The sequence below is a fragment of the Microbacterium daqui genome (assembly GCF_050408675.1).
GTDB lineage: Bacteria > Actinomycetota > Actinomycetes > Actinomycetales > Microbacteriaceae > Microbacterium.
This window is the reverse complement of record NZ_JBNTKF010000019.1, coordinates 18589-40733: the sequence shown is the minus strand read 5'-3', so window position 1 is coordinate 40733 and position 22145 is coordinate 18589. Positions and strand designations below refer to the sequence as shown.

The window sequence follows — 22145 nt, the reverse complement described above, 5'->3', positions numbered from 1 at the left end:
CACCCAGCCGAAGCTAGACGAGGATAATTTGGCATTTGACAAGTGCACGCTGTTGAGTTCTCAAGGATCGGATGCTCCCCCACCAAACCATCACTGGCCTGCCAAAGGGCAACTTCTCTATCTTACCCAGCCGCTTCGTTCTGTCAAACCGACACGCGGTTTGTTTAGAACAGTTTGGGGCTGGATTTCCACTGTAGCTCATCCTTGCGGATCTTGCTAACCGGGATGTTCACCAGCTTGAGGGGAGCCAGGCCTTCTGGCCTTTCGCTCTACCCTGTGGGGCGAACAGGTAATAACTTACGCGGCTTCCGGGGGTCGGGCAAATTCGGCTCAAACCTCGGGCGTGTCGCAATACTGATTCCGCGGAATCACGCTAGTTTTTGCCTTTTGGGCGCTTTTCGCGTCATCGCCCTCGCGTGCGGTGATCTGTCGTCCGTACAGTGAGCACATGCTTTCTGCTGCTCCCCGCCGCACCACCATGGCGATCTGTGCGAGTCTTGCATTGGCGGCGTGTTGCACGGCATGCGCGCCCACGACGTCGACGGAATACGCGCTTCCTCCCGCGCACGGCTCCCTCTCCTACCAACTCGGTGGTTCCTATTCCCCGCCCGACGGCACCGCGATTGTGGTGCGCGACCGCACCGAGCTCCCCTCCCCCGAAGCCGACTACAACGTTTGCTACGTCAACCTCCTGCAGACGCAACCCGATGGTTCCGCTCCCGACGCGGCGGCCTACGGAACCACGGCATGGTGGCTTGCGAATCATCCGACGCTGCTGTTGCGAGACGGGGCTGGCGCGCTCGTCATCGATGGCGAGTGGAACGAGGCGCTGTTCGATGTATCGACTGCCGATAAGCGACAAGAGTTGTTCGGCATCCAGCAGGAATGGCTGAGCGGGTGCGCGAGCGCCGGGTTCGACGCGATCGAACCCGACAACCTCGACGCCAACGAACGATCCGACGGACTCCTCACGCATAGCGACATTCGCGACTACCTCACGATCGTCGTGCCCTACGCGCATGACGCTGGCCTCGCGATCGCACAGAAGAATGCGATCGATACCGAGCACGGGTTCGGCAACGAGGGTGCGACCTTCGTGAACGGAACCGAGGGATTCGACTTCGCAATCGTCGAGCAGTGCGGAGCGTTCGATGAGTGCGCCGACTACGCGGCGGTGTACGGCGAGCGCGTGTACGACATCGAGTACGACAGTTCCGGCTTCGCGCACGCGTGCGAGGAGTATGGGTCTGCGATCTCGATCGAGCTGCGCGATCGCGACCTCTCCACGCCGAGCGACGACGCCTACGTCGAAGAGCGCTGCTGACCGTTAGTGCTCAGCGGGCGACAGCAGGCTGTCGAGGTGCTCACGCGTCGGCGCGGTCGCCGGCCCTGGCCGGGTGACCGAATCGGCCGCCGCAACATTCGCTCGACGCAACGCCGTCGGCAAGTCGAACCCTTCCGCCAATGCCGCAGCCATGGTTCCGGTGTGGGTATCTCCGGCGCCCGTCGTGTCGACGGCGACAACGCGCGGCGCCGACACGTGACCGTGCGCACCGTTCGAGCGCCACGTGCATCCGGTGGAACCACGGCGAATGACGGTCGCTGTCTCCGGTCGCAGCCGAAGGCGCTCGCGAAGCGCGAAGTGCTGCTCGGCGGGCACGGAACCAGGGGTCAGCTTTTCGGCTTCTTGCTCGTTGAGCGTCAGCACGTCGGTGCGAGCGAGCAAGGCGTTCCACACCGGCTCCGGGATATCGGCGACCAGCGGACCCGGATCGAAAATGATCGTGGTGCCGAGCGGCAGCGACATGACCCACTCGGTCAACGCATTGCGTGAACCTTCGTAGACGGCGTCGTATCCCGAAACGCACACGACATCGGCCGCCTGCGGGCGCACCGCATCGAGGTGTTCAGGAGCAAGCCGAGACTCGGCACCCGGCGACGTGATGAAGGTGCGCTCAGCGTTTTCGTCGACGAGCGTGATGCACACGCCGGTGTCGCCGGTCGCGGCGGCGCCCGGAATGCGGGTGATGCCTTCGGCAGCGAGCGCGGCTGAAGCGAGTTGTCCGTAGGGGCCGGTTCCGATGACTCCGGCATAGACCACGTGCGCGCCATGTCGGGATGCGGCGGCCGCGAGGTTAAAGCCGCCGCCAACGAGGGCTTGGAGTGGCGACGCGAGGACGTCGCCGCCGGGTTCGGGTACCGCCGGAACCGTCACCGTGAGATCTACGATGATGCTTCCCGTGCTGATGACCCGGCTCATGCGGCCGCCCGCAACTCGAGGAGGCCATCGACGAGCGCGTCGAGGTCGAGGCCCGCGTTGACGGCGATGAGCTGTGCGCGTGCGTCGGCGGGGAAGGCGGCGGAACCATGGTGGGCTCCGAGCATCGCGCCGGCCATCGCGGCGATCGTGTCGCAATCGCCGCCAATGCTTGCGGCTTCGCGCACCGCGCGCCACGCATCGCCACGGAACAGGTGTGCGATGGCGATGGCCGCCGCAACCGACTCTTGCGTTGCGACGCTCGTGCCGACGAGGTCGGCGATCAGGTCGAGCGCGGTCTGCTCGTCGTTCTCATCAACGATGTCGAGTGCCCACTGCACGCGAGCAAGCATGTCGGGTGCCGGAACATAGTGACCGCGAGTGGAACCATCGGCGATCGCATCGAAAGCAAGGTTGATGCTGTCGTGCCAGTCGTATCCGGAGATACCGGCAGACACGATCGCTGCGACGGCAGCAGCTCCGGCGATCGCAACGCCCGTGTTATGGGTGACGAAGCTGGCATCGACAACGGCATCGACGAGTACGGTCGCGTCGTGCGCTGGCGTCGCGATACCGACCGGAGCGACGCGCATCGCAGCCCCGTTGGTGTCGCCCCATCTCCCGGAGTCGTGTGGCGAGGTTCCATTCGCCACCGCCGTGAGTGCACGGATCGTCGAGGGGCCGAGCAGGTCTGCGGAACCCCGTGCCTGCATGCGCTGCTGCCACGCGAGAAAGCGCTCGGCGAGCTGGTGCGGGTTGACGTGGCCGTGACCGTTGATGAGGAGCTCGGCAATCATGACGGCCTGATCGGTGTCGTCAGTGACGCGGGCAGCGGGCATGCCCCGGCTGATCTCGTTGTCTGCGGGTGCCTGCTCGAATCCGGTGAGGACGCCGTAGCGCTCGTGGATGAGCTCGCGCGAGAAACACTGCGTCGGCATGCCGAGGGCGTCGCCGATCGCGAGCCCCAGGAAAGATCCGAGTGCCCGGTCACGCAATGCGGCAGTCATGCGTTCAGCGTAGCGCGCGGGGGAAAAGCAAAAGGCCCCTTGCGGGACCTTTTGATTTGGTAGCAGGAGCGGGGCTTGAACCCGCGACCTCACGATTATGAGTCGTGCGCTCTAACCAGCTGAGCTACCCTGCCACAGTCATCCAGAAGATGGCTGAGCCCCGAGTCAGGATTGAACTGACGACCCCTTCCTTACCATGGAAGTGCTCTGCCACTGAGCTATCGGGGCGTACCTGAGCGATTCAGGCAACTAGAAAATCGTAGCATCACTTTTGAGTGGTTTTGACCACTACCCAGCGTGCTCCTTCATCCACGGCATCGGGTCGATGGTGGAACCATTGACGATGAGTTCGAAGTGCAAGTGCGCACCAAACGAACGACCGGTGTTGCCGGTCAATCCGATTGGGTCTCCGACCTTGACTTCTTGTCCTTCGACAACAGCGAGTGAGCCGTACTGCATGTGCGAGTAGTGGCTCGTGATGACCTCGCCGTCGATCACGTGATCGACATAAACAGTCACGCCATAATTGCCACCATTTTCGGTGGCGATACGAACGACACCATCGGCGATGCTCTGAATAGGAGCACCGGCGCCGGGGGTGAAGTCGATTCCTTCGTGCAGACGGCCATCGCGCATGCCATAGCCGTACGACATGTCAACACCGACCGCAAAGGGCCACTGAATAGCAGCGTTGCGGTTGTTGGTGAACACGTTGGACGAGTAGTTGATACCGGTCTCGTCGGCGATCTGCGCCGCGGTGACCTGCGAGTAGTCGCCCTCACGGGTGACCGTCGCGTTGTTCACTTCGCTCGATGCGACGAAGGCTTGAATCTCGGAGTCATCCACCGGCGTCAGCGATGCGGCCGCGGCCGTTTCAGGCTTCGCGGTTGGTGCGCCCATGAACGGCATGCTCATCGAGAGAACGAAAGCACCGATGACACCCATCACGCTCACCGAGAAACCGGCGGTCGCGATCTTGCGGAAGTTCGAGCGAGCCTTGCGGGGCTCGGAACCACGAACGTCGCTGAGCGGGTCGTCGGCGGTGGGCACGGTGGTCGGCTTTTCGACCACGTCGGTCAGCGCGATCTCACCGGTAAAAGCAAAGAGTCGAGCAGCGTGCTCGAAGGCGTCGGCGTGGTCGGCCGGGGTGTCATCCTTGACGGACGTCGCGGCGGGGCCGAAAGCAGCGCCGGGTTCCGAAGTGTGTTCAGCGACCGGTGCGGGTTCAGCAACCGGTGCGGGCGGGGCATCAGCAGCGGGGGTCTCAACAACCTCGGCCGCGGGAGCCTCAACGACTGTTGCCGCCGAGCGAACACGAGAGCGACGAGTCGGAGCCGGAGTGATAACCGGCGCAACTACGCTCTTCTCGACAAAATCGCCGAATTTAGTTACTGGTTGCGCAACGACTGCGGCGGTCGCCAAGGCGCGCATGGCACGACGAGTCAGAGGTGAAGTGGGTGTAGCCAAAGCCTCTGATGGCCGTGCGCCACCGTGTGCGCGTGCTTCGGTCACGCGCTCAGCTTGATTCGTCAATCGGGGAGGACTTTCGGGGTGTTCGCCATTCGGGTGGCGATTGGGGGGACTTGCACTCTCTCAGAGAGAAAGTAACGAATAGGTAAACACTACATGCGAGCGCCTGAGAACTCTATGGCAACGCCCACTCTTGTTAGGAATCTATCCGTTCAAGAATTTCACGCACGAGTTCTTTTGTACCGGCTACACACATGGGGCGGCCGGAATCGAGCATCGTGCGCCGCACTTCTCCCCCGGCTTCGGCAACGAGGAGAGCCCCCGCCGCATAGTCCCACGGCTTGAGTCCGCGCTCGAAGTAGCCATCCAACCGACCGGCTGCGACAAAGGCTAAATCCAATGCCGCTGAGCCCATACGGCGCAAGTCACGGGCGATCGGCATGACCTTGGCCACGTTAGCGAGATCACCCTCGTGGGTCGCGGGGTCGTATCCAAACCCCGAAGCGAGCAGTGCGCCAGCGGGCCACGCCGTCGACACCGCCAGACGCCGAGAACCCAGCCAGGCACCACCACCACGCGAAGCGGTGAACGTCTCACCGAGCGCCGGGGCTGACACCACGCCGGCGAGTGTCGTCCACGATTCGAGTGCGTCGCCACCTGTGACCGCAGCAATACTCACCGCATAAGAAGGGATACCGAACGAGTAGTTCACGGTGCCGTCAATCGGATCCACGACCCACGTCACATCCGTGGTTCCGCTCGCATCGCCAAATTCTTCACCGATGAAGCCATCGCCCGGGCGCTCCGCGTTGAGCCGGGTGCGGATGAGGTCTTCGACTTCGCGGTCAGCTTCGGTGACGATATCAGCCAGGGTCGACTTGCTCGCGGCAACCGCGACGCCCTCAGCACGGCGCCGCGCAGCGAGCGATGCCGCCTCGTCGGCGATGTCGACGGCGAGGGCGAGCAGGTCAGCTTCCGAAGTCATGCCTCCACGGTAGCCGGTGACGGCGTCGGTGCGGCTGGTTCGTCGTCGAGGTTCTCTGGCTGTTCACCCAACTCATTCGCATCGGTTTCGGCGGGGTCATCAATGTCTTCGAGCGTGTCGGGGCTCGTGACAGCGGAGCGCACACGATGCGTGCGCCGTGCGAACAACGCCGCCAGCGTCGAGATCAGGAGCGCCCCGACGAGCCAGCCACTGAGCACACCGATCGCAGCACTCACGCCAAGGTTGCCGCCCGCAATCATCGAGCGCATTGCCTCGAGCGAGTGCGTCAGCGGGAGTGCGGTATGGATGCTCTGGAAGAACGATGGCGCCGTTTGGATGGGGTACGTGCCACCGGCCGCGGAAAGCTGCAGCACGATCATGATCAGCGCGAGGAAACGACCGGGCGCGCCGAGGAGAGCGATGAGCGCCTGGTTGATGGCAACGAACGTCAGGCTCGTCAGCAACGCGATACCCCACAGCCCCCAGGGATTGACGGCGTGGATACCGACCGGGCCGGTCAAGATCATCACCGCGAGCACGCTCTGCGCGACCGCCATCGTTGCACCAGGAAGATATGACTTCACAGCCGCACCGATGGCGGTCCGCGATGAGACCAATGCGCGCTTGTTCATGGCCGGGAACATCAGGTAGAACGCGAGTGCCCCCACCCAGAGCGCGAGCGATAAGAAGTAGGGTGCGAGGCCGTGGCCGTATCCGGCAACCTCATTGAGGCGCGAGTTGTCGGTCGCGATGGGGTCGCTGGCGACGGTGCTGAGAGATTTTGCTTCGCCGTCGGTATAGGTCGGAACCTCGTCTGCGCCGTCGACGAGACCGTCACGAAGTTCGGTGGTTCCGTCGGCGAGTGTGTTGAGGCCCGTGGCGAGATCTGATGCCCCTGTCGACGCGTCTTGAGCGCCGGTTTCGAGGGACGCGGTGCCGTTCGCGAGAGTACTGGCTCCGGTTGCGAGGTCACCAACACCGGCCGCGAGATCGGTCGCGCCGGTGGATGCCGTCGCGATTGCGGAGGTCAGGGTGGGTGCGGCGTCGGCGAGGGCCTGCGTACCGGTGGCGAGTGTGGCAGCCCCGGTGCTGAGCGTGGTCGCCGACGTTGCCGCCGTCGTCGCGCCAGTCGCGAGTGCTGTCGCACCGTCGGCGAGCGCGGAGAGCCCGGTGCCGTCTTCGGACGAGCCGACGAGCTGGGTGCCGCCGGTGGCGAGCTGCTGAACAGAGGCGTCGGCCACGCTGAGTCCGTCGGCGAGATCTTGCGCTCCGGTGCTCAGCGCGCTGAGGGAGGCAAGTTTCTGTTCGTCGGTGAGCAGGGACCAGGCCGCGGTGAGGCTGTCGATTCCGGTCTTGAGGTCTTCGGCGCCGGTTGCCGCCGACGGTGTTTGAGCGGCGAGCGCGGTCAGCCCATCGCTCAGCAGCTGTGCACTGTCGCGAGCTGTTGCTGCTCCCGTCGCGAGCGTCGTGGTTGAGTTCGACAGCGTCGAAAGCCCCGTCGATAGTTGCGAAGCACCGGTGGCGAGCGCGGATGCTCCGGTGTTCAACTGCGTGGCCTGTGTCGGCAGATCCGCGGCGTTGAGCGACAGCAGCGCGAGACCCTGCGCCAACGTGTCAGCACCGGTCGAAGCTTCTCCTGCCCCCGTTGCCAACGTTTGTGCGCCCGTATTCAGCGTCACGGTTCCGCTCGCCAAATCGGTCAGACCCACCACGAGAGTGTTGGAACCATCTTTCGCTTCGTTCGCGCCGGTGGAGAGCTGGGTGGCGCCATCGCGTGCGTCAGTCATGCCGGTGTGGATGTCGGTGAATCCGAGGTAGATCTGCTCGAGGTACGCAGCACTCACTTCGCTCGCGAGACTCTCGCGCACCGACGTCGCAATCGTTGCGGCGATGGTTCCGCTGATCATATTGGCGCCATCGTTCGTTTCGATCGAGATGGTCGCGACCGAGGCGTCCACGGGATTCGCTTCTGCAGGCGATGCTGCGTGCTGCGAGAAGTTCTCGGGGATGGTGAGCACCGCGAGCACGTCGCCGTTTTCGAGTGCCGCTGCGGCGTCAGCCGCGTCATACTCAACCCAGTCAAAGTTGTTCTTTGCGGTCGAGTCGACGAGTTCTTTTGTGACCTCATCGCCCAGCTCAATTGTGCTGTCACCTGCCTTCGCGGGAACGTCGTTGTTGACGACGGCGGCGGGAATCTGGTCGAGATTGTGCGTCGGGTCTTGATTCGACCACGTCAACGCCCCGGCGTAGATCAGCGGGATGGCGGCGATGGCCGCGATGATCACACCGGTGCGGAGGCGAGAAATCAGGCGCGCAGAGGGGCGCTTTTTCGACATGAGTCGGCTTTCGGGGTTTCAGGCGGTGAGGGGCCGTGAGCTAAAAGAGAGGAAGACCGTGACGATACGCTCGGTCATCCGCGCGGGCGACTCAGGCTCATCGCCGTCGAGCCAACGGCCGATGAGAGCAAAGAGTCCGGCGGCGAGCACCAGAATGTGGTCAGGAATTTCACCCGCGGGAAGATCCCGGTAGGCAGCGCCGAGCGGCGAGGCCCGAATGATGCGCTCGGCGATAAACGCGATGACCCGATCGCTCAGGCGGCGGGAGCCGGCCTCACGCAGCGCGGTTTGGTAGAAGGCGTGGTGCGCATACAGGTGCGTGGTGAGCGCCGTCCAGGTCGGAGCGATTTGCGCTTCGCCGCGCTGCCCTTCGCCGGGCATTGGAATCAGATCAAGCTGCCGCTGAATACGAGCGAGGCCCGTTTCGGCGTAGGCCGTCTGCAGGTCACCGAAGTGCTGGTAGAACGTCGGTCGGCTCACGCCGGCGCGCGTCACGATGTCGGTGACGGTCGGGGCGACGCCCTGCTCGAGGAACTCCGCGATGGCGCGCATCAATCCTTCGCGCGAGCGTACGACGCGGGGGTCATCCATCAGTAGCCTTCTTTACATCTGTAAGTTATTTACATATGTAATTTAGTTCGCTGGCTGTCACGGCGCAAGGTGACGGGGCGCTTGTCAGCAAATGCAAAGAAAATGCCGGAACCACGGTGCGAGTACTTCCGCTTGTTGCGGGTCGAACCGTGGTTCCGGCAGGTGTTCTGCGACGTTACGCCTTCGGCGACTCGCCCTCTGCTGGGTCTTGCTCTGATGGTTCCGGAGCAGCAAGGGCCTCGCGATGAGATGCCTCGATCGCCTCGTGTTCGACCGATTCGAGAGCCTCGTGCTCGACGGCTTCGAGAGCTTCTTGCTCGGCCTTCTGCGCGAGGATGACATCAATCTGGCCGGTGCGGGCGTCGTCGTACCACTCGGTGAGCTCGGGGTTTTCGGTGTCGAGCCAGGCTCCGGCACCCTCGTCGGGCGCGGTCGCGGAGGCTTCGAAGACGAAGTCATCGCCGTGCTCTTCGATGCCGCGTTTGATGCCCTCTTCGATCGCGACTTCGGCGAACCTGTTACGGAGAATGAGCGGGTCAGTGGAGAGGTCGCGCCACCACGCGAACATGATGCCGATTATCACGAAGGCGAACGGGAGCGCAGAAACCGTGACGAGTGCTTGGAGCGCTGTGAGGGCGTCGCGTCCGCCGGCGAGAAGAAGTGTTGTCGCGATTGCCGAGAGCGCCACGCCCCACGTGATCGTGACCCACTTGGTCGGTTGCGGGTTGCCGCGCTGGCTCATCTGACCCATCACGATCGACGCAGAGTCGGCGCTCGTGACGAAGAAGATGATCACCGCGACCATCGCGATCACCGACGTGACAAGTGGGATCGGCAAGTTACCGAGCAAGCTGAACAGGATGTCTTGACTGTCTTCTGCCTGCGAGAGACCCGCGCCGCCTTCTTCCATGCGCATCGCGGTTCCGCCGAAAATACCGAACCAAATGAGGCACACAATGGACGGCACGATCATCACAACGAACGTGAACTGCCGGATCGTGCGACCGCGCGAGATCTTCGCGATGAACATGCCGACGAACGGCGTCCAGGAGACCCACCAGGCCCAGTAATAGGTGGTCCAAGTCTTCATGAACTCGGCGGTTTCAGCACCGTCGACGGGAGAACGCTGCATCATCGTGGTGAGGTCATTAAAGAACGCGACGCCGGATGACGGAATGAAGTTGAGCAGGAAGAGCGTCGGGCCGCCGATGAACACGAAGGCCGCAAGAATCGCCACCATCAGCATGTTGATGTTGGAGAGCACGCGAATACCGCGCTTCACGCCCGATACCGCCGACAGGATGAAGGCGCACGTCAGGACGGCGATGATCGCGATGATGATGCCGTTGCCGACGGGGCCAATGCCACCCACGATCTCGATGCCACGCGCGATTTGGAGCGCACCTATGCCGAGGGAGACGGCGGTACCGAACAGGGTCACGATGATCGCGAAGATGTCGATGACGGTGCCGACCGGGCCTTTCGTCTTCTGACTGAAGATCGGGTCGAAGATCGAGGAGATGAGGGGCGAGCGCGCACGGCGGTAGGCAACGTACGCGATCGCTCCACCGACGAGGGCGTAGTAAGCCCACGCCATCGGGCCCCAGTGGAACATCGTCTGCGCCATCGCGTGAAGCATGGCGTCGCGGGTTTCGGCCTCCCCCGAGAAGCCCGACGGCGGCGCCATGAAGTAGACGAGCGGCTCGTACGGGCCGTAGAAGAGGAGTCCGATGCCCATACCGGCGGAGAACAGCATCGCGACCCATGACACCGTGGAGAACTCGGGCTTCTCATCATCGGCACCGAGCACGATGCGGCCGCGCTGGCTGATCGAAACGATCAGCATGAAGAAAAACACCGCGATCGTCAACAGCGAGAACAGCCAGCCGAAGCCGGACGAGACACCGTTCAGCGCCGTGGTTGAGAAGGTTCCCATGCCCACGGTATCGAGCAGACCCCACACCACGAAACCAACCGCGAACGCGGCGGTGATAACAAAGACCCACCAGTTGGTGCTGAATTTTTTGCCGGTGTCGTCAACGCCGATGCCGGGGATCAGCGCGGGGTGCACGCCATACGGCGTATTGACCTCATGGAGGATGCGCTTCGCGGCGTCTTTGCGTCCGCGACGCGTAAATTCTGGCTCCGTTGACGATGATTGTGTCATTGTGGTGGCCCCCTATATGCAAGATTTTGCCCCATCAAGCCTATAAAGCGGGGATGCAATTTGCGCCCTGGCGTCGCTCAGGTGCGTGTGAGACGCGCGCGAGCATACCTGATGCCCTGGTGAGTGGGGGGCGGCGCCACGCAAGCGCGGGCTCCAACGCCGGATAAACGAAGAAGACCCTGACTTTCGTCAGGGCCTTCTTCGTCTGGTGGCAAGTGAGGGATTCGAACCCCCGAATGCAATGCAGGCTGATTTACAGTCAGCTCCCTTTGGCCGCTTGGGTAACTTGCCAGGTGCATCCCCGTCCGACTTGTACAGCCGACCGGAGGCGCGATTATTGATACTACCCTGCGAAAGCCGATCGGAAAAATCGAACTTGTCGCCCGCGAGTGTCAGCGTCGAGCGCCGTGAAACGATGCGCACTCACGTCTCGATGCGATCGTAGCTTTCGCCCGGTTGCGCAGGAATTTGCAACAGCGCACCCTCATGTCGAACGGTCGCAGCGGCAACATCCATTGCCCGCTCAACGCCAGCTGCCCAATCGACGGGCTGCGTAGCGGTGAGCGTCCACGACACCATCGCCGACAGCACCGCGTCGCCGGCACCCATTGTGTCCACCACGGCGCCAGGCATGTGCGCAATGCCGCGCTCGACGGCGACATCTTCGCTATCGATGCGGGCACCGTCGCGTCCGAGCGTGGAAACCACCACCGGCACCCCGCGCTCCCGCAACCAGCCGCGCACTGCTTCCACTCGCGAGTTGTACAGCAACTCGGTGTCGTCATCGCCGACCTTCACGAGCCGCGCGCGAGCGATGAGCGCCTCAAAACCGCGCACGAACTCATCGCGGTCGCGCATCATGCCGGCGCGCGGATTCGGGTCGATAAAGAGGTCAGCGTCGGAACCATCAAGTGCGGCGCGCAGGCCCATCACCTGCGCCGGGTCGTCGAGGGCCATACAGCTCACCACAACCGCGCGGGCGGAGCCGATGGCGTCGCGCTCGGCGCTGCCGAAGACGATTGAGCGGTTTTTCGACGCGTTATTAAAGATGTACGTGGGTTCGCCATTTATGCGCTCGCTAATAGCTCGAGCCGTGCCGAGTGGTGACGGCGTGGCGATCAGCGTCACGCCGAACGTCGAGAGGTAGGTACGCACGCGAGCGCCGTCGGCATCGTCGCCGACCATCGCGATAAGTGCCGCCGAGTGGCCGAGCCGTGACAGTCCGACAGCAACGTTGAGCGCCGCACCGCCCACAAACTCGCGCACGCCGCGTTCGTCGCGTAGCTCGTCGATCAGCGCATCGCCGACGACAACGACATCGGCTGTCATGCGAGCACCTGCGCGACGAGGTTTTCGGCGCGGAGCCGGGTCGAGTCGATGCGGCGATCAACACTCGCGCGTACCTCGCCGGGCGCGAGCGGAGCAGCCAACCGCACGTTGTCGTGACACGACAAATCCGCGCACATCATGGTTCCGATGCTGTCGCCCTTCTCCCCTGCGTGCCCCGCCTTGCGGGCGGTGAACATCGCGACCTGGTCGCCTGGCTGCATCGTGTGACAGATATTGCAGAGTGCCGAACGCACGCGGGAATGCCCGTCGGCGCGACGCAACACGATGCCGGTGGCTTCGTCGCCGGACTGCACGATGAGGTATCCGCGGCCGGCGTGACGCGGGTCGGCCCACGCGTAGAAATCCTGATGATCCCAGTCGGCAATATAGAAGCCGATCGGCACGGTGAGGTGCTTCATCTCTTCTGCGGTGGCATTGCGGAGCGTCTGCGCGACATCCGCCTCGGTCAAAGCCTGCATTGGCTGAGTCTATGAGGTGCGCGAAGTTTCGGCACCCTCCGTGTCGGCGTGCGTTTCTGGCGCGGTGCTGCGGTCGCGAATGATGAACCCGAAGGCGAAAGCGATGAAGAACATGAGTACGCCGTAGACGGCGGCGGGGAGGCTGAGTTCCATCGAGCCCATCACTGTCTGCGCGATCACGATCGCGAGGGTCGCGTTGTGAATGCCGATCTCGAACGACGCGGCGATCGACTGGCGCTTGCCGACGCGGGCGAGGCGCGGAACCACGTAGCCGACGGCGAGGCTGATGATGCAGAAGAGAACGGTGATTGCGGCGAGGGCACCGACGTTGTCGACGAGCAGCTGCCAGTTGCTGGCGACGGCGCCGGCAATCACGACGACGAGCACGATCATCGAAATGATGCGCACCGCGCGGTCGGCGCGCTTGGCGAAATCGGTCGCGAAGTGCCGCACGATCATGCCGAGCACGACCGGCAGCAGCACAATCGCGAAGACCTCAATGACCTTCGACCATTGCATACCGAGCTGGTCATCGAACGGCTTGAAATACATGATCGCAAGGTTCGTGATCAGCGGCAGCGTGACCACAGCGATCACAGAGTTGACGGCGGTGAGCGAAATGTTCAGCGCCACATCGCCACGGAAGAGGTGGCTATAAAGGTTCGCCGTGGTTCCGCCCGGCGAAGCCGCCAGCATCATCATGCCGACGGCGAGAATCGGCGGGAGTTGGAACCACAACACGAGTCCGAAACAGATCGCCGGCAGCAGAATGAGTTGGCACAGCAGCGCCAAGATGACCGCCTTGGGCTGTTTCACGACGCGCGCGAAATCGCCCGGTGTGAGGCTGAGGCCCAGGCCAAACATAATGATGCCGAGGGCGACGGGTAATCCGATGGTGGTCAACGCTGATCCCATGGCTCACAGTGTGGCCGAGAGTTGCGAGGAAGTCGATCATTTTGGGGTTGGGGGGCGGCTGAGCGGCGGTTGGTAGCTATGGTGGCGGGCGGCGGTTGGGCTGGGCGGCATGCGGGATAGGGCGGCGTGGGCTGGGGCGGCGGGCTGGGGCGGCCTGGGCTGGGGCGGCGGGCGGCTCGGGCGCGCGCGGCTCGGGCGCGTCACCCATGGAGTGAGCAGAACGAAACGGAGCACGCCGCTACTTCTNACCACGTCCGCCCGCACGAAGCGATCGCCTGGAACCGACCCGCCGACGTATACGCCGGCACCGCCAACCCCACCATCCCCAACTTCGAAATCGAAGAATTCCTGCCAACTACTTGACGCGGGACAAGCGGGCGCCTTGCCCCGCCCATTGAGCGGGTCGCTTTCCCTGTTGGTTGAGCGGGCGCCTTGCCCACTCGTTGAGTGAGCGCCTTCGCCCGTCCGTTGAGTGAGCGCCTTCGCCCGTCCGTTGAGCGAGCGCCTTGCCCCGTCCGTTGAGCGAGGACGTGCAGCGACCGAGACGAAACAGTGCCGCCGATTGTCCGTTACGTCGGAACGCACGGCCTCACCGTCGGCGTGTCGCGTGAAACGCGCCGCGCAACCCCGTGCCGGTTCCGACGTAGCGGGTGCCGAACTTTCCTCCACAGTTCGGTTGTCTGGTGTTCTCATCCACAGATTCTCTCGTATCTATTTACTAATATCTGTGGTGCATGTGAGAATGAGGTATGGCAAATTTGAGCGACGTTGCGGAGCTGATTCCCACCCTGTGTGGGCATGACGCTTCCGCTGTCGCGTGCCACTGCGAGGCGGCTGGGCCGGTGGATACTGGTGCTGGTGCGAGTTCCGGTGCGACGTCGGAGCAGTATGAGGCACGCATGCTTACGATGAACGACGACGAGATTCTTGCGATCATGCAAGAGAGCGCCGCGGTTGAACGTCAAGCGGCGCTGTTTCGTCAGATCGCGATCGGTATCGCGGTCGCTCGCTCCGCCCGCACCTTCGGGCACGGCGGCCTCGCCGCGAAAAAGGGACACCGTTCGGTGACCTCGCTCGTGCAAGACCTCCTCGGCGTCTCCCAAGCCGAAGCCTCACGACAAGTGAGTGTCAGCGGAGATCTCGTCGACACGACCGGAACCACCGGCCTGCCCGACTCCGTCGCAGGCAGTGGCGAACGCACTAATGGTGGCAGCATCCCCAAGGCGTGCCCGCCGCGGCCGTGGTTTGAGCCACTCCGCGTCGCGTTGCGCGCGCAATTGATTTCGAATGAGCAATCCAACACGATCCGCAAGGGCCTCGGCGAACCCCCAACCATGCCGCGCGACACCAACGGCATCCCACTCCCGATCCTGATCCCGCAGGCTGTCGACAACGGTGTCGACGCGGGCACTGACGGAGTACCGGTCATGGTGGAGCACACGCCCACCATTGAAGAAGCCGACGCGTTCGATCAGGGTGCTCGGGATGCGTGGGCTCTCGCGGCCGAACAACTCATCGCCGAAGCGCAGGTGCGCAAGATTAATGAGCTCGGCGCGCACGCCCGGTACATTCGCGACAAGCTCGACCCCGAAGGCGCCAAGCGCAGGTTCGAGCAACGGTACGAGGCGCGGGCTTTTCACATCACGACCGTTCCCGACACGGGTGCGACGCGCATCATCTGGACGCTTGATGACCAAACCGCGCTCATGATCACCGCCGCCCACGACGACGCCCTCCGCCCCCGTCGTGGCGGGCCGAGGTTTGTGGATTCTGCCGAGAAGGCGAAAGCGAAAGCTCTCGTGGAGGATCCGCGCACGAATGCTCAGCTTGCGAGTGATCTGATGACGGACATCTTCCGCGCCGGGATTCTCGCTGACGCCAAATCGGTGTTCGGCACCCGGCAGGCGGGTGTGCGTCTCGTGCAGGTCATTAACGACCACGGCCATCGCTCCGACATCACGCATGCCGAAGATCGCCTTATCGTGTTGCCCGGCAAGGTTGCCGATCAGCAGTTGTGTGACACCGAAAGCATCCACGTCACCGTCGACACCGATGGCAACCCCCTCAACCTCGGCCGCTCCAAGCGTCTGTTCACGCCGGGGCAGAAGATTGCGCTCGCGATTCGTGATGGCGGCTGCCGCTGGACCGGCTGCGAACGCCCCGCCTCGTACACCGAAGCCCACCACATCGATCCGTGGGAGTCAGGCGGGAAGACCGATATCGACCGTGGAATCCTGCTGTGCCAATACCATCACCTGCACTGCCACGACAACGGCTGGCACATCACCCGCGAAGGTAAGGGCGAGTTCATGCTGAACCACCCCGACCATCCACCCCAGCCCCTCCCGCCGAGGGCGCCGCTCGAGTACGCGTTCAAAGACATCACCCTGCCGGGCCCCCGATTCCGGGCACCCCAACCACCCCCGGGTCAACCACCGCACGCACGAGAATCGGGTCGAGCATCCGACCGAGATTCGGGTCGAGAACCCACCCGCCGCGCGGCGGCCTGACCCGAACACTCAACGGGCGAGACGCGCCCCGGCCTCACGATACGACTGGAGGGCCGATTCGAGTTCGAGATGGCCAGCCGACACGAGGGTTCCGATGCCGTGCATGAGGTCCCACAGCGCGACCTCGCCCGTCGGCCAATCTAGGTCGCTAGCGATCGAATGAAGATGTCCTCACTCAACTTGCCAGGCGCACGCCGGGGAGCGCCCACATCGCGAACGCGGGGCCCTCGGCTTCGAGGAGGACGGAACCATCGGCTCCGGTCGCGAGGGTCACGTTGCCGAACAGATCGACAGCCTGCGACGCACCCGGCAGTGCCTGCGCATCAAGCTCAACCGACAAGTCGCCACGAGCCGCGACGACCAGCACCGTCTCATCAGCACTCTCGCGCACGAACACGAGCGCCTCATCGTCAACGTGCACGAACCGCATGCCGCCGGTCTGCAATGCGGCGTGCGCATGACGCAACGCAATCAGCTCGCGATACAGAGCGAGCCGCTCGGCGACAATCGGGTCACCCTCAGTACCCCACGGAATCGGCGTGCGACTGCTCTCACCATCAGCGCCCGTCAAGGCGAACTCGTCGCCCGCGAACACAACCGGCACCCCCGGCACCGTGAGTGACAAACCAACAGCCAGCGGCATGGTTCCGTCAGCCGCATTCGTCTCAAAGCGGGCGGTGTCGTGCGTGTCGAGCGGCAACATGTTGCCCAGCCGCACGCGCCACGGAATACCCGCCGTGAATCGCGTCATCGCCGCCACCACATCACGCGCCGTGTAGCGCGGAATGCCACCGATCGGCTGCGTGAAGAACCACGGCTCGGTGAGCTCTTCGCCGTCGTACGACAGCCACGGTGTGCCGGCCGGCTCGCTCAGCCAACCCCACACCGGACGAGTAAACGATGGATAGGTCATCGCGCCGTGCCAGGCGTCGCCCTGCAGGTCACTCGTCGCGTCGTTGGTCGATTCACCCAACAAGATCGCATCGGGGTTCGTCGCGAGAACCGTCTGCAACAGCGTCTGACGTACCTCGGCATTGAGGTCGATGTCGCCATAGCGACCGGTCATATTGGCGACATCAACGCGCCACCCGTCGAGACCAAACTTCAGCCAGTGCGCGACGACCGAATCCTCGCCCTCAACGAAACGACGCCGCAGCTCGGTCGATGCCCAATTGAACTTCGGCAGCGTCTGCGCGCCCATCCACGTCGCGTACTCGGTGTTGTCGTCATTCGTGAAGTAATAGAAGTCGCTCTCAGGCGCACCCGGGTGACCGTAAGCGGCTTGGAACCATTCATGCCGGTCGCCGGAGTGGTTGCTGGTGAGGTCGCCAATAATGCGCATGCCTCGCGCGTGCGCGGCATCGATGAGCCGCCGGTACGCATCATCACCGCCGAGTAGCGGATCAACCGAGAGGAAGCTCGACGCGTCATACCGGTGGTTCGACGCCGCCGGAAAGACGGGAGTCAGGTACAGCAGCGTGACACCAAGATCTTCGAGGTGATCGAGGTGATCGATGATGCCATCGAGGTCGCCGCCGTAGAACTGCTGCGAGCGGCCCGGCAGCACCGGGTCAACCGGCGTCTCCCACGATGCCGCGATCGCCCACTCCGGCGTCGGGTGCTGATCTACCTGTGCCGAGCGCGCGAAGCGGTCCGGGAAGATTTGGTACATCACCGCTGCGCTCAGCCACGCAGGTGGGGGCGGAGTCGTCACGAACGCGAAGTCCTCAGCGTCGAGCGTCTCAGCCGCGTGTAGGCCCGACTGATTCAGCCAGTGCACGGTGCCGTCTGCGTGCACGAACACGAACCGGTACCCGTGGCGCGGGTTCTCGACCACGACGTCGGCCTGCCACCAGTCCCACCCGTCGGCGCTTGAGACGAGCACCGCATCGCTCCACCGCGGCTCGTGGTCGGGGTTCGACCGGGTGCGCACCGCGGTCAGCGGCCCATACCTCTGCGGCACTCGAACCCGCACCTGCACCGTGTCGCCGAGAGCTGGTGCCTGGGTCGAAACGTAGAGAGCGGAACCATCATGATGAGGCAACGAACCGGTCACGGTGCGCCTAACCTTTCGTAGTCATTGTGTCAGCGCGGCCGTCAGCCCCGAGCGTCGACGTGGATCGCCGCGCTTTGCCCGGGCGCCATAGTAAACGTCACGGCACCATCTTTCACCGCGAACGTCGCGGCGCAGTCCGCCACCAGAACATCGCAATAGATGCCGTCGGGCATCGACGTCGACAGCGTCAGCGCCACTTCGTCCGTGCCCTGATTGACCGCGACCGCACCCTTGCCTTCGCGTTCGAAGCCGTACGCGTCAGCGACAGTCACGCCCGGCATCCGCGCAGCATCCCCCACCGCAATGCGGAACTTCACCATGGGCGCGACTGCATCCCACGCGTGCACGCACGTGCGCTCGCCGTCGGCAAAATCCTGTGGCCCACGGGCGCCCTCTGCACACGTCACCGGCTCTATGGTTCCGCTCGCCGTCGTCGGCGCACCCATGTCGCGATCCGTATACGCGTAGCCGGAGTAGACCACGGGCGTGCCGTAGTCGTCGGCCAACATCAGCACGTTTGCCATGGCGTACGTATCGCCGTCGCGATACGTGATTTGTGATTCGCCGCGCTCGGTGTCGTGGTTGTCGACAAACACGATGGCCTGGTCTGACGGCACGTGCTGCGGGCGCTCGGTGCTGAGATCGGGCTCGGTGAACGCCCCAGCGACAAACTGAATGCCGAGGTCTCGGGCGTACGTGAACTCGAACACGCTGCCGGCGGCGAGGTATTCTTCAGGCAGCACGGGTTCGCCGGAACCACGGATCACTTCGCTCATGATGATGGCGTCGTCGGGTAGCTCGGCGACGATCGCCTCGACGTCGGTCGCGGCGATGTGCTTTGCCGCATCAATGCGGAACCCGGCAACACCGAGCGACAGCAGATCGTTGAGGTACGCCACGATCGTGTCGCGCACGTGCGGGGCGGCCGTGTCGAGGTCGGCGAGATTGACCAGCTCGCAGTTTTGCACCTGCTCGCGATCGCGATAGTCACGAATGTCGTTGTCGCCCGTGAGGCCGCAGTCGTGGAAGTCGGCTGGCTCATACAGACCGGGATAGCGGTCGTGCTCGTAGGCACTGCCGGCAAAACCAGTACCCGGCTCGCTCTGCCCCGACATGTGGTTGATGACGGCATCGGCAATGATGTCGACGCCCGCGGCATCGCACCGTTTCACCATGTCGGCAAACTCATCGCGCGTGCCGAGCCGAGATTCGAGTCGATAACTCACCGGCTGATACGACACCCACCACTCTTCACCCGCGATGCTCTCCTGCGGCGGCGAAGTTAGCACCCACCCGTAGCCGGCCGGCCCGAGCGTCGATTCGCATTCGTCAGCAAGTGCCGTCCACGGCATCTGAAACAGTTGCACGCCGACATCGCTGCGGCCAGCTGCGGCACCCGGCGCACAGGCAGTCAATGAAAGCGCCGCGAGAGCCAGAGCGGCTCCCGCCGCGACAATGCGCATCATCACGCGCTTACTTCACCGCACCCGCGGTCAGACCGCCGACGATGTACTTCTGTAGGAAGAGGAACAACGCGACCACCGGTAGCGCCGCCATCACGGCACCGGCGGAGAACGCCGACCAGTCGGCGTAGCGCGGGTTCGATACGAGCTTGGTGAGACCAACGGCCAGGGTCTGCGAATCGGTTTCGGTCAACAGCACCGAGGCGACAACGAACTCGTTGACCGTCGCGATGAAGCTCAGCAGCGCAACGACCGCGAGGATCGGTGCCACCAGGCGCAGGATGATCGTGAAGAAGATGCGGGCGTGGCCAGCACCGTCAATCTTCGCGGCCTCGTCGATGTCTTTCGGAATCGTGTTGAAGAAGCCGTACATGAGGTAGGTGTTCACGCCGAGCGCGCCACCGAGGTACACGAGGATCAGCCCGGCGTGGGTCTCAAGGCCAATCGACGGGAACCAGTCACCGAGCGTTGAGACGAGCAGGAAGATCGCGACGACCGCCAGAATCTGCGGGAACATCTGCACGATGACGATCGACATGAGTCCGAAACGACGACCCTTGAAGCGCATGCGGGAGAACGCATACGCGGCGAGAGCGCCGAGGAACACCGTGGCAACGCTTGTGATGCCGGCAACGATGAGGGTGTTGCCGAACCACGGCATGAACGGAACCTGTGGGTCGTTGAGAATGCGAATATAGCTGTCGAGACCGATCGTCGAGAACAGTGCGTTCGAGCCGGTGAGGGTGCCGTTCGGGTTCAGCGACGACGAGATGACGAAGATGATCGGGAACAGCGAGAAGATCACCATGACCACGCCAACAACGTGGCGCCAGCCAGTCTGGCTGAACCAGCGACCGAAGTTAAACGGGCGTTTCGTCGGGATCGTCGAGATGTCGGTGGGAAGTGCTGCGGTAGACATTAGTTCAGCTCCTCCAGGCTCTTGGTACGGCGGAACGCAATGATCGAAATCACGGCGACGATTACGAAGATCAGAATCGAGTAGGCGCTCGCGAGACCGTAGTCACGCGTCTGCCCGGTGAAGGCCACCTTGTAAACCATCGAGATCAGGATGTCGGTGAAGCCGACCGGAATCGGGGCCGCCGTGTCACGCGGGCCACCGTTGGTGAGCATGTAGATCACGTTGAAGTTGTTGAAGTTGAACGCGAACGAGGCTATCAGCAGCGGCGCAACACTCACCAGCAGCAACGGTAGCTTGATGAGGCGGAAGATGGCCCATGGCTTCGCGCCGTCCATCTTCGCGGCCTCAAGTGCGTCTTCGGGGATCGACTGCAGCGCCCCCATGCACACCAAGAACATGTAGGGGAAGCCGAGCCACAGGTTCACGATCAAGATCGAAACCTTCGCGAGCCACGGGTCGGTGAGCCACGGAATATCGGCGCCACCGAAGAGCACTTCGTTAATGAAACCGAACGACTGGTTCATCATGCCGGCCCACACCAGCGCCGACAGGAACGACGGCACCGCGTACGGCAGGATCATGAGCGAACGGTAGATCTTTCGGCCCTTCATACGCATGTCATTGAAGACAATCGCAAGGAAGAGACCGAGGAAGAAGGTGGTGGCCACCGAGAGGATCGCGAACGCGAAGGTCCACGCGGTGACGTACATCAGCGGCTGCATGAGGCGCTGATCGGTGACGGCCCGAATGAAGTTGTCGAAACCGACGGTCGTGACCCAACCGGTGGAGAGTTCGGAACCATCGGGTGCGACGAAAGAGCCGGCCCCGTTGTCGGAGAAGACGACGCCATCGGCATCGGTGATCGAGCCGGTTACGGGGTCGTAGGTCAGCGGCGAGGTGTAGAGGTATCCCTTTGATCCGTCGCTACTGCGGAGGGCCCCGTCGTTCGGGTCGTCAGACAGCGGAACCGAAACGGCGTTGAGTTCGTCAGAGCGCGAGGCGACCTCAGCGAACTTGAGGGAGCGCCAACCATCGAGCGCGACAGCCTTGCCATTCTCCATTTGCGCATTGGGCGCTTCCTGCAGACCTGACTCCGTGGTTCCGACCCACGTGTCACCTTCAGGATCGGTCACCAGCAGACCGAGCTCGCCGCCTCCGTTCTCGACGACGGTGACGTCGTACGAGGCGGACCCTTCGACGCGCTCGAGCGACGTCGCCATGATCGAGCTAACGGCTTGGTCCTTGTTGAGGCTGTGGCCGGTGCCCTGGTTGGTGAAAGCGATGTATCCGGTGTAGCCAAGGACAAACACCTGGAAGAGGAGAAGGAAGATGACGCCCGGAGCCAGGTACTTAGCGGGCAGTTTGCCGCGGCTGAAGTAGATCCAGTTGACGATGATCGTGACCGCTGAGATCAGCGCGGCGACGCCCCACTGCTCGTAGCCGATCAGCACGATCAGCGCGTAGATGGCGATGGCGTCGACGATGCCGAGCATCGCGATCTTGCCGATGATCGTCCACAGTCCACCGCTGGCATGCTCTGCGATGTGAGCTGCGCGACGCTGCTGTTTGGTGCGCCGAACCGGTGGCTCGACTGGCGCCTGTGTGGTCATCCCACTTGACCCTTCTCCGTACGAAAGAAATCTGTGGGTGCGACGTGACCG

At 63.4% G+C, this 22145-nt stretch carries 16 protein-coding genes and 3 tRNA genes; 2 read left to right on the top strand and 17 right to left on the bottom strand.

Annotation, left to right across the window (positions count from 1 at the left end; translation table 11 throughout):
* Positions 1 to 448 precede the first annotated feature (448 nt).
* Positions 449 to 1324: an endo alpha-1,4 polygalactosaminidase gene (locus ACQUSY_RS10840; protein ID WP_428904495.1), complete on the top strand. Its 876-nt coding sequence runs from the start codon at positions 449 to 451 to the stop codon at positions 1322 to 1324.
* Between the two features lie 3 nt (positions 1325 to 1327).
* Here the strand turns inward: ACQUSY_RS10840 and ACQUSY_RS10835 are convergent, their stop codons facing one another.
* The 13 genes from ACQUSY_RS10835 to ACQUSY_RS10775 form a co-directional block, all read right to left on the bottom strand.
* A complete protein-coding gene (locus ACQUSY_RS10835; protein WP_428904494.1) occupies positions 1328 to 2260 on the bottom strand; it encodes a PfkB family carbohydrate kinase in 933 nt (310 codons plus the stop codon).
* Complete coding sequence (locus ACQUSY_RS10830; RefSeq protein ID WP_428904493.1) at positions 2257 to 3264, bottom strand: ADP-ribosylglycohydrolase family protein; 1008 nt, start codon at positions 3262 to 3264, stop codon at positions 2257 to 2259. The genes ACQUSY_RS10835 and ACQUSY_RS10830 overlap by 4 nt, the downstream gene beginning before the upstream one ends.
* A gap of 57 nt (positions 3265 to 3321) precedes the next feature.
* Positions 3322 to 3398 (bottom strand) — tRNA-Met (locus ACQUSY_RS10825).
* Between the two features lie 22 nt (positions 3399 to 3420).
* Positions 3421 to 3492 (bottom strand) — tRNA-Thr (locus tag ACQUSY_RS10820).
* A 60-nt stretch (positions 3493 to 3552) separates the two neighbouring features.
* Positions 3553 to 4776: a peptidoglycan DD-metalloendopeptidase family protein gene (locus ACQUSY_RS10815; protein WP_428904492.1), complete on the bottom strand. Its 1224-nt coding sequence runs from the start codon at positions 4774 to 4776 to the stop codon at positions 3553 to 3555.
* A gap of 154 nt (positions 4777 to 4930) precedes the next feature.
* On the bottom strand, positions 4931 to 5719 hold the full coding sequence (locus ACQUSY_RS10810; protein ID WP_428904491.1) for an inositol monophosphatase family protein: 789 nt from the start codon (positions 5717 to 5719) through the stop codon (positions 4931 to 4933).
* A complete protein-coding gene (locus ACQUSY_RS10805) occupies positions 5716 to 8055 on the bottom strand; it encodes a YhgE/Pip family protein (RefSeq protein WP_428904490.1) in 2340 nt (779 codons plus the stop codon). Before ACQUSY_RS10805 ends, ACQUSY_RS10810 begins: the two co-directional genes overlap by 4 nt.
* An 18-nt stretch (positions 8056 to 8073) precedes the next feature.
* Positions 8074 to 8646, bottom strand: a complete 573-nt coding sequence (locus tag ACQUSY_RS10800; RefSeq protein WP_428904489.1) for a TetR/AcrR family transcriptional regulator — start codon at positions 8644 to 8646, stop codon at positions 8074 to 8076.
* Positions 8647 to 8821: 175 nt separating this feature from the next.
* Complete coding sequence (locus ACQUSY_RS10795; protein ID WP_428904488.1) at positions 8822 to 10813, bottom strand: BCCT family transporter; 1992 nt, start codon at positions 10811 to 10813, stop codon at positions 8822 to 8824.
* A 206-nt stretch (positions 10814 to 11019) separates the two neighbouring features.
* Positions 11020 to 11104: transfer RNA gene (locus ACQUSY_RS10790), tRNA-Tyr, on the bottom strand.
* Positions 11105 to 11236: 132 nt separating this feature from the next.
* Positions 11237 to 12142: a PfkB family carbohydrate kinase gene (locus ACQUSY_RS10785; protein ID WP_428904487.1), complete on the bottom strand. Its 906-nt coding sequence runs from the start codon at positions 12140 to 12142 to the stop codon at positions 11237 to 11239.
* The gene (locus ACQUSY_RS10780; RefSeq protein WP_428904486.1) at positions 12139 to 12621 is read right to left on the bottom strand and encodes an FBP domain-containing protein; all 483 of its coding nucleotides are present in this window, start codon (positions 12619 to 12621) and stop codon (positions 12139 to 12141) included. Before ACQUSY_RS10780 ends, ACQUSY_RS10785 begins: the two co-directional genes overlap by 4 nt.
* Before the next feature lie 9 nt (positions 12622 to 12630).
* Positions 12631 to 13536 (bottom strand): bile acid:sodium symporter family protein, encoded by a 906-nt coding sequence (locus ACQUSY_RS10775; protein ID WP_428904485.1) that lies wholly within the window; start codon positions 13534 to 13536, stop codon positions 12631 to 12633.
* Between the two features lie 749 nt (positions 13537 to 14285).
* Between ACQUSY_RS10775 and ACQUSY_RS10770 the strand changes: the two genes are divergently transcribed.
* Positions 14286 to 16046 carry an HNH endonuclease signature motif containing protein gene (locus tag ACQUSY_RS10770; RefSeq protein ID WP_428904484.1) on the top strand — a complete coding sequence of 587 codons (1761 nt, stop codon included), beginning with the start codon at positions 14286 to 14288 and terminating at the stop codon, positions 16044 to 16046.
* 175 nt (positions 16047 to 16221) lie between these two features.
* Here the strand turns inward: ACQUSY_RS10770 and ACQUSY_RS10765 are convergent, their stop codons facing one another.
* From ACQUSY_RS10765 to ACQUSY_RS10750, 4 genes are read right to left on the bottom strand one after another with little or no spacing between them, the layout of a single operon-like run.
* The gene (locus ACQUSY_RS10765) at positions 16222 to 18102 is read right to left on the bottom strand and encodes a glycoside hydrolase family 13 protein (RefSeq protein ID WP_428904483.1); all 1881 of its coding nucleotides are present in this window, start codon (positions 18100 to 18102) and stop codon (positions 16222 to 16224) included.
* Between the two features lie 41 nt (positions 18103 to 18143).
* On the bottom strand, positions 18144 to 19568 hold the full coding sequence (locus ACQUSY_RS10760) for an alpha-amylase (protein ID WP_428904496.1): 1425 nt from the start codon (positions 19566 to 19568) through the stop codon (positions 18144 to 18146).
* Positions 19569 to 19575: 7 nt separating this feature from the next.
* Positions 19576 to 20484 carry a sugar ABC transporter permease gene (locus ACQUSY_RS10755; protein WP_428904482.1) on the bottom strand — a complete coding sequence of 303 codons (909 nt, stop codon included), beginning with the start codon at positions 20482 to 20484 and terminating at the stop codon, positions 19576 to 19578.
* Positions 20484 to 22094: an ABC transporter permease subunit gene (locus ACQUSY_RS10750; RefSeq protein ID WP_428904481.1), complete on the bottom strand. Its 1611-nt coding sequence runs from the start codon at positions 22092 to 22094 to the stop codon at positions 20484 to 20486. The genes ACQUSY_RS10755 and ACQUSY_RS10750 overlap by 1 nt, the downstream gene beginning before the upstream one ends.
* Positions 22095 to 22145 lie beyond the last annotated feature (51 nt).

Bases quoted from the DNA above. Each gene is read 5' to 3' on its own strand.
- ACQUSY_RS10840 (WP_428904495.1), top strand. From the start codon at position 449: ATGCTTTCTGCTGCTCCCCGCCGCACCACCATGGCGATCTGTGCGAGT.
- ACQUSY_RS10835 (WP_428904494.1), bottom strand. From the start codon at position 2,260: ATGAGCCGGGTCATCAGCACGGGAAGCATCATCGTAGATCTCACGGTG.
- ACQUSY_RS10830 (WP_428904493.1), bottom strand. From the start codon at position 3,264: ATGACTGCCGCATTGCGTGACCGGGCACTCGGATCTTTCCTGGGGCTC.
- ACQUSY_RS10810 (WP_428904491.1), bottom strand. From the start codon at position 5,719: ATGACTTCGGAAGCTGACCTGCTCGCCCTCGCCGTCGACATCGCCGAC.
- ACQUSY_RS10805 (WP_428904490.1), bottom strand. From the start codon at position 8,055: ATGTCGAAAAAGCGCCCCTCTGCGCGCCTGATTTCTCGCCTCCGCACC.
- ACQUSY_RS10800 (WP_428904489.1), bottom strand. From the start codon at position 8,646: ATGGATGACCCCCGCGTCGTACGCTCGCGCGAAGGATTGATGCGCGCC.
- ACQUSY_RS10795 (WP_428904488.1), bottom strand. From the start codon at position 10,813: ATGACACAATCATCGTCAACGGAGCCAGAATTTACGCGTCGCGGACGC.
- ACQUSY_RS10785 (WP_428904487.1), bottom strand. From the start codon at position 12,142: ATGACAGCCGATGTCGTTGTCGTCGGCGATGCGCTGATCGACGAGCTA.
- ACQUSY_RS10780 (WP_428904486.1), bottom strand. From the start codon at position 12,621: ATGCAGGCTTTGACCGAGGCGGATGTCGCGCAGACGCTCCGCAATGCC.
- ACQUSY_RS10775 (WP_428904485.1), bottom strand. From the start codon at position 13,536: ATGGGATCAGCGTTGACCACCATCGGATTACCCGTCGCCCTCGGCATC.
- ACQUSY_RS10770 (WP_428904484.1), top strand. From the start codon at position 14,286: ATGGCAAATTTGAGCGACGTTGCGGAGCTGATTCCCACCCTGTGTGGG.
- ACQUSY_RS10760 (WP_428904496.1), bottom strand. From the start codon at position 19,568: ATGATGCGCATTGTCGCGGCGGGAGCCGCTCTGGCTCTCGCGGCGCTT.
- ACQUSY_RS10755 (WP_428904482.1), bottom strand. From the start codon at position 20,484: ATGTCTACCGCAGCACTTCCCACCGACATCTCGACGATCCCGACGAAA.
- ACQUSY_RS10750 (WP_428904481.1), bottom strand. From the start codon at position 22,094: ATGACCACACAGGCGCCAGTCGAGCCACCGGTTCGGCGCACCAAACAG.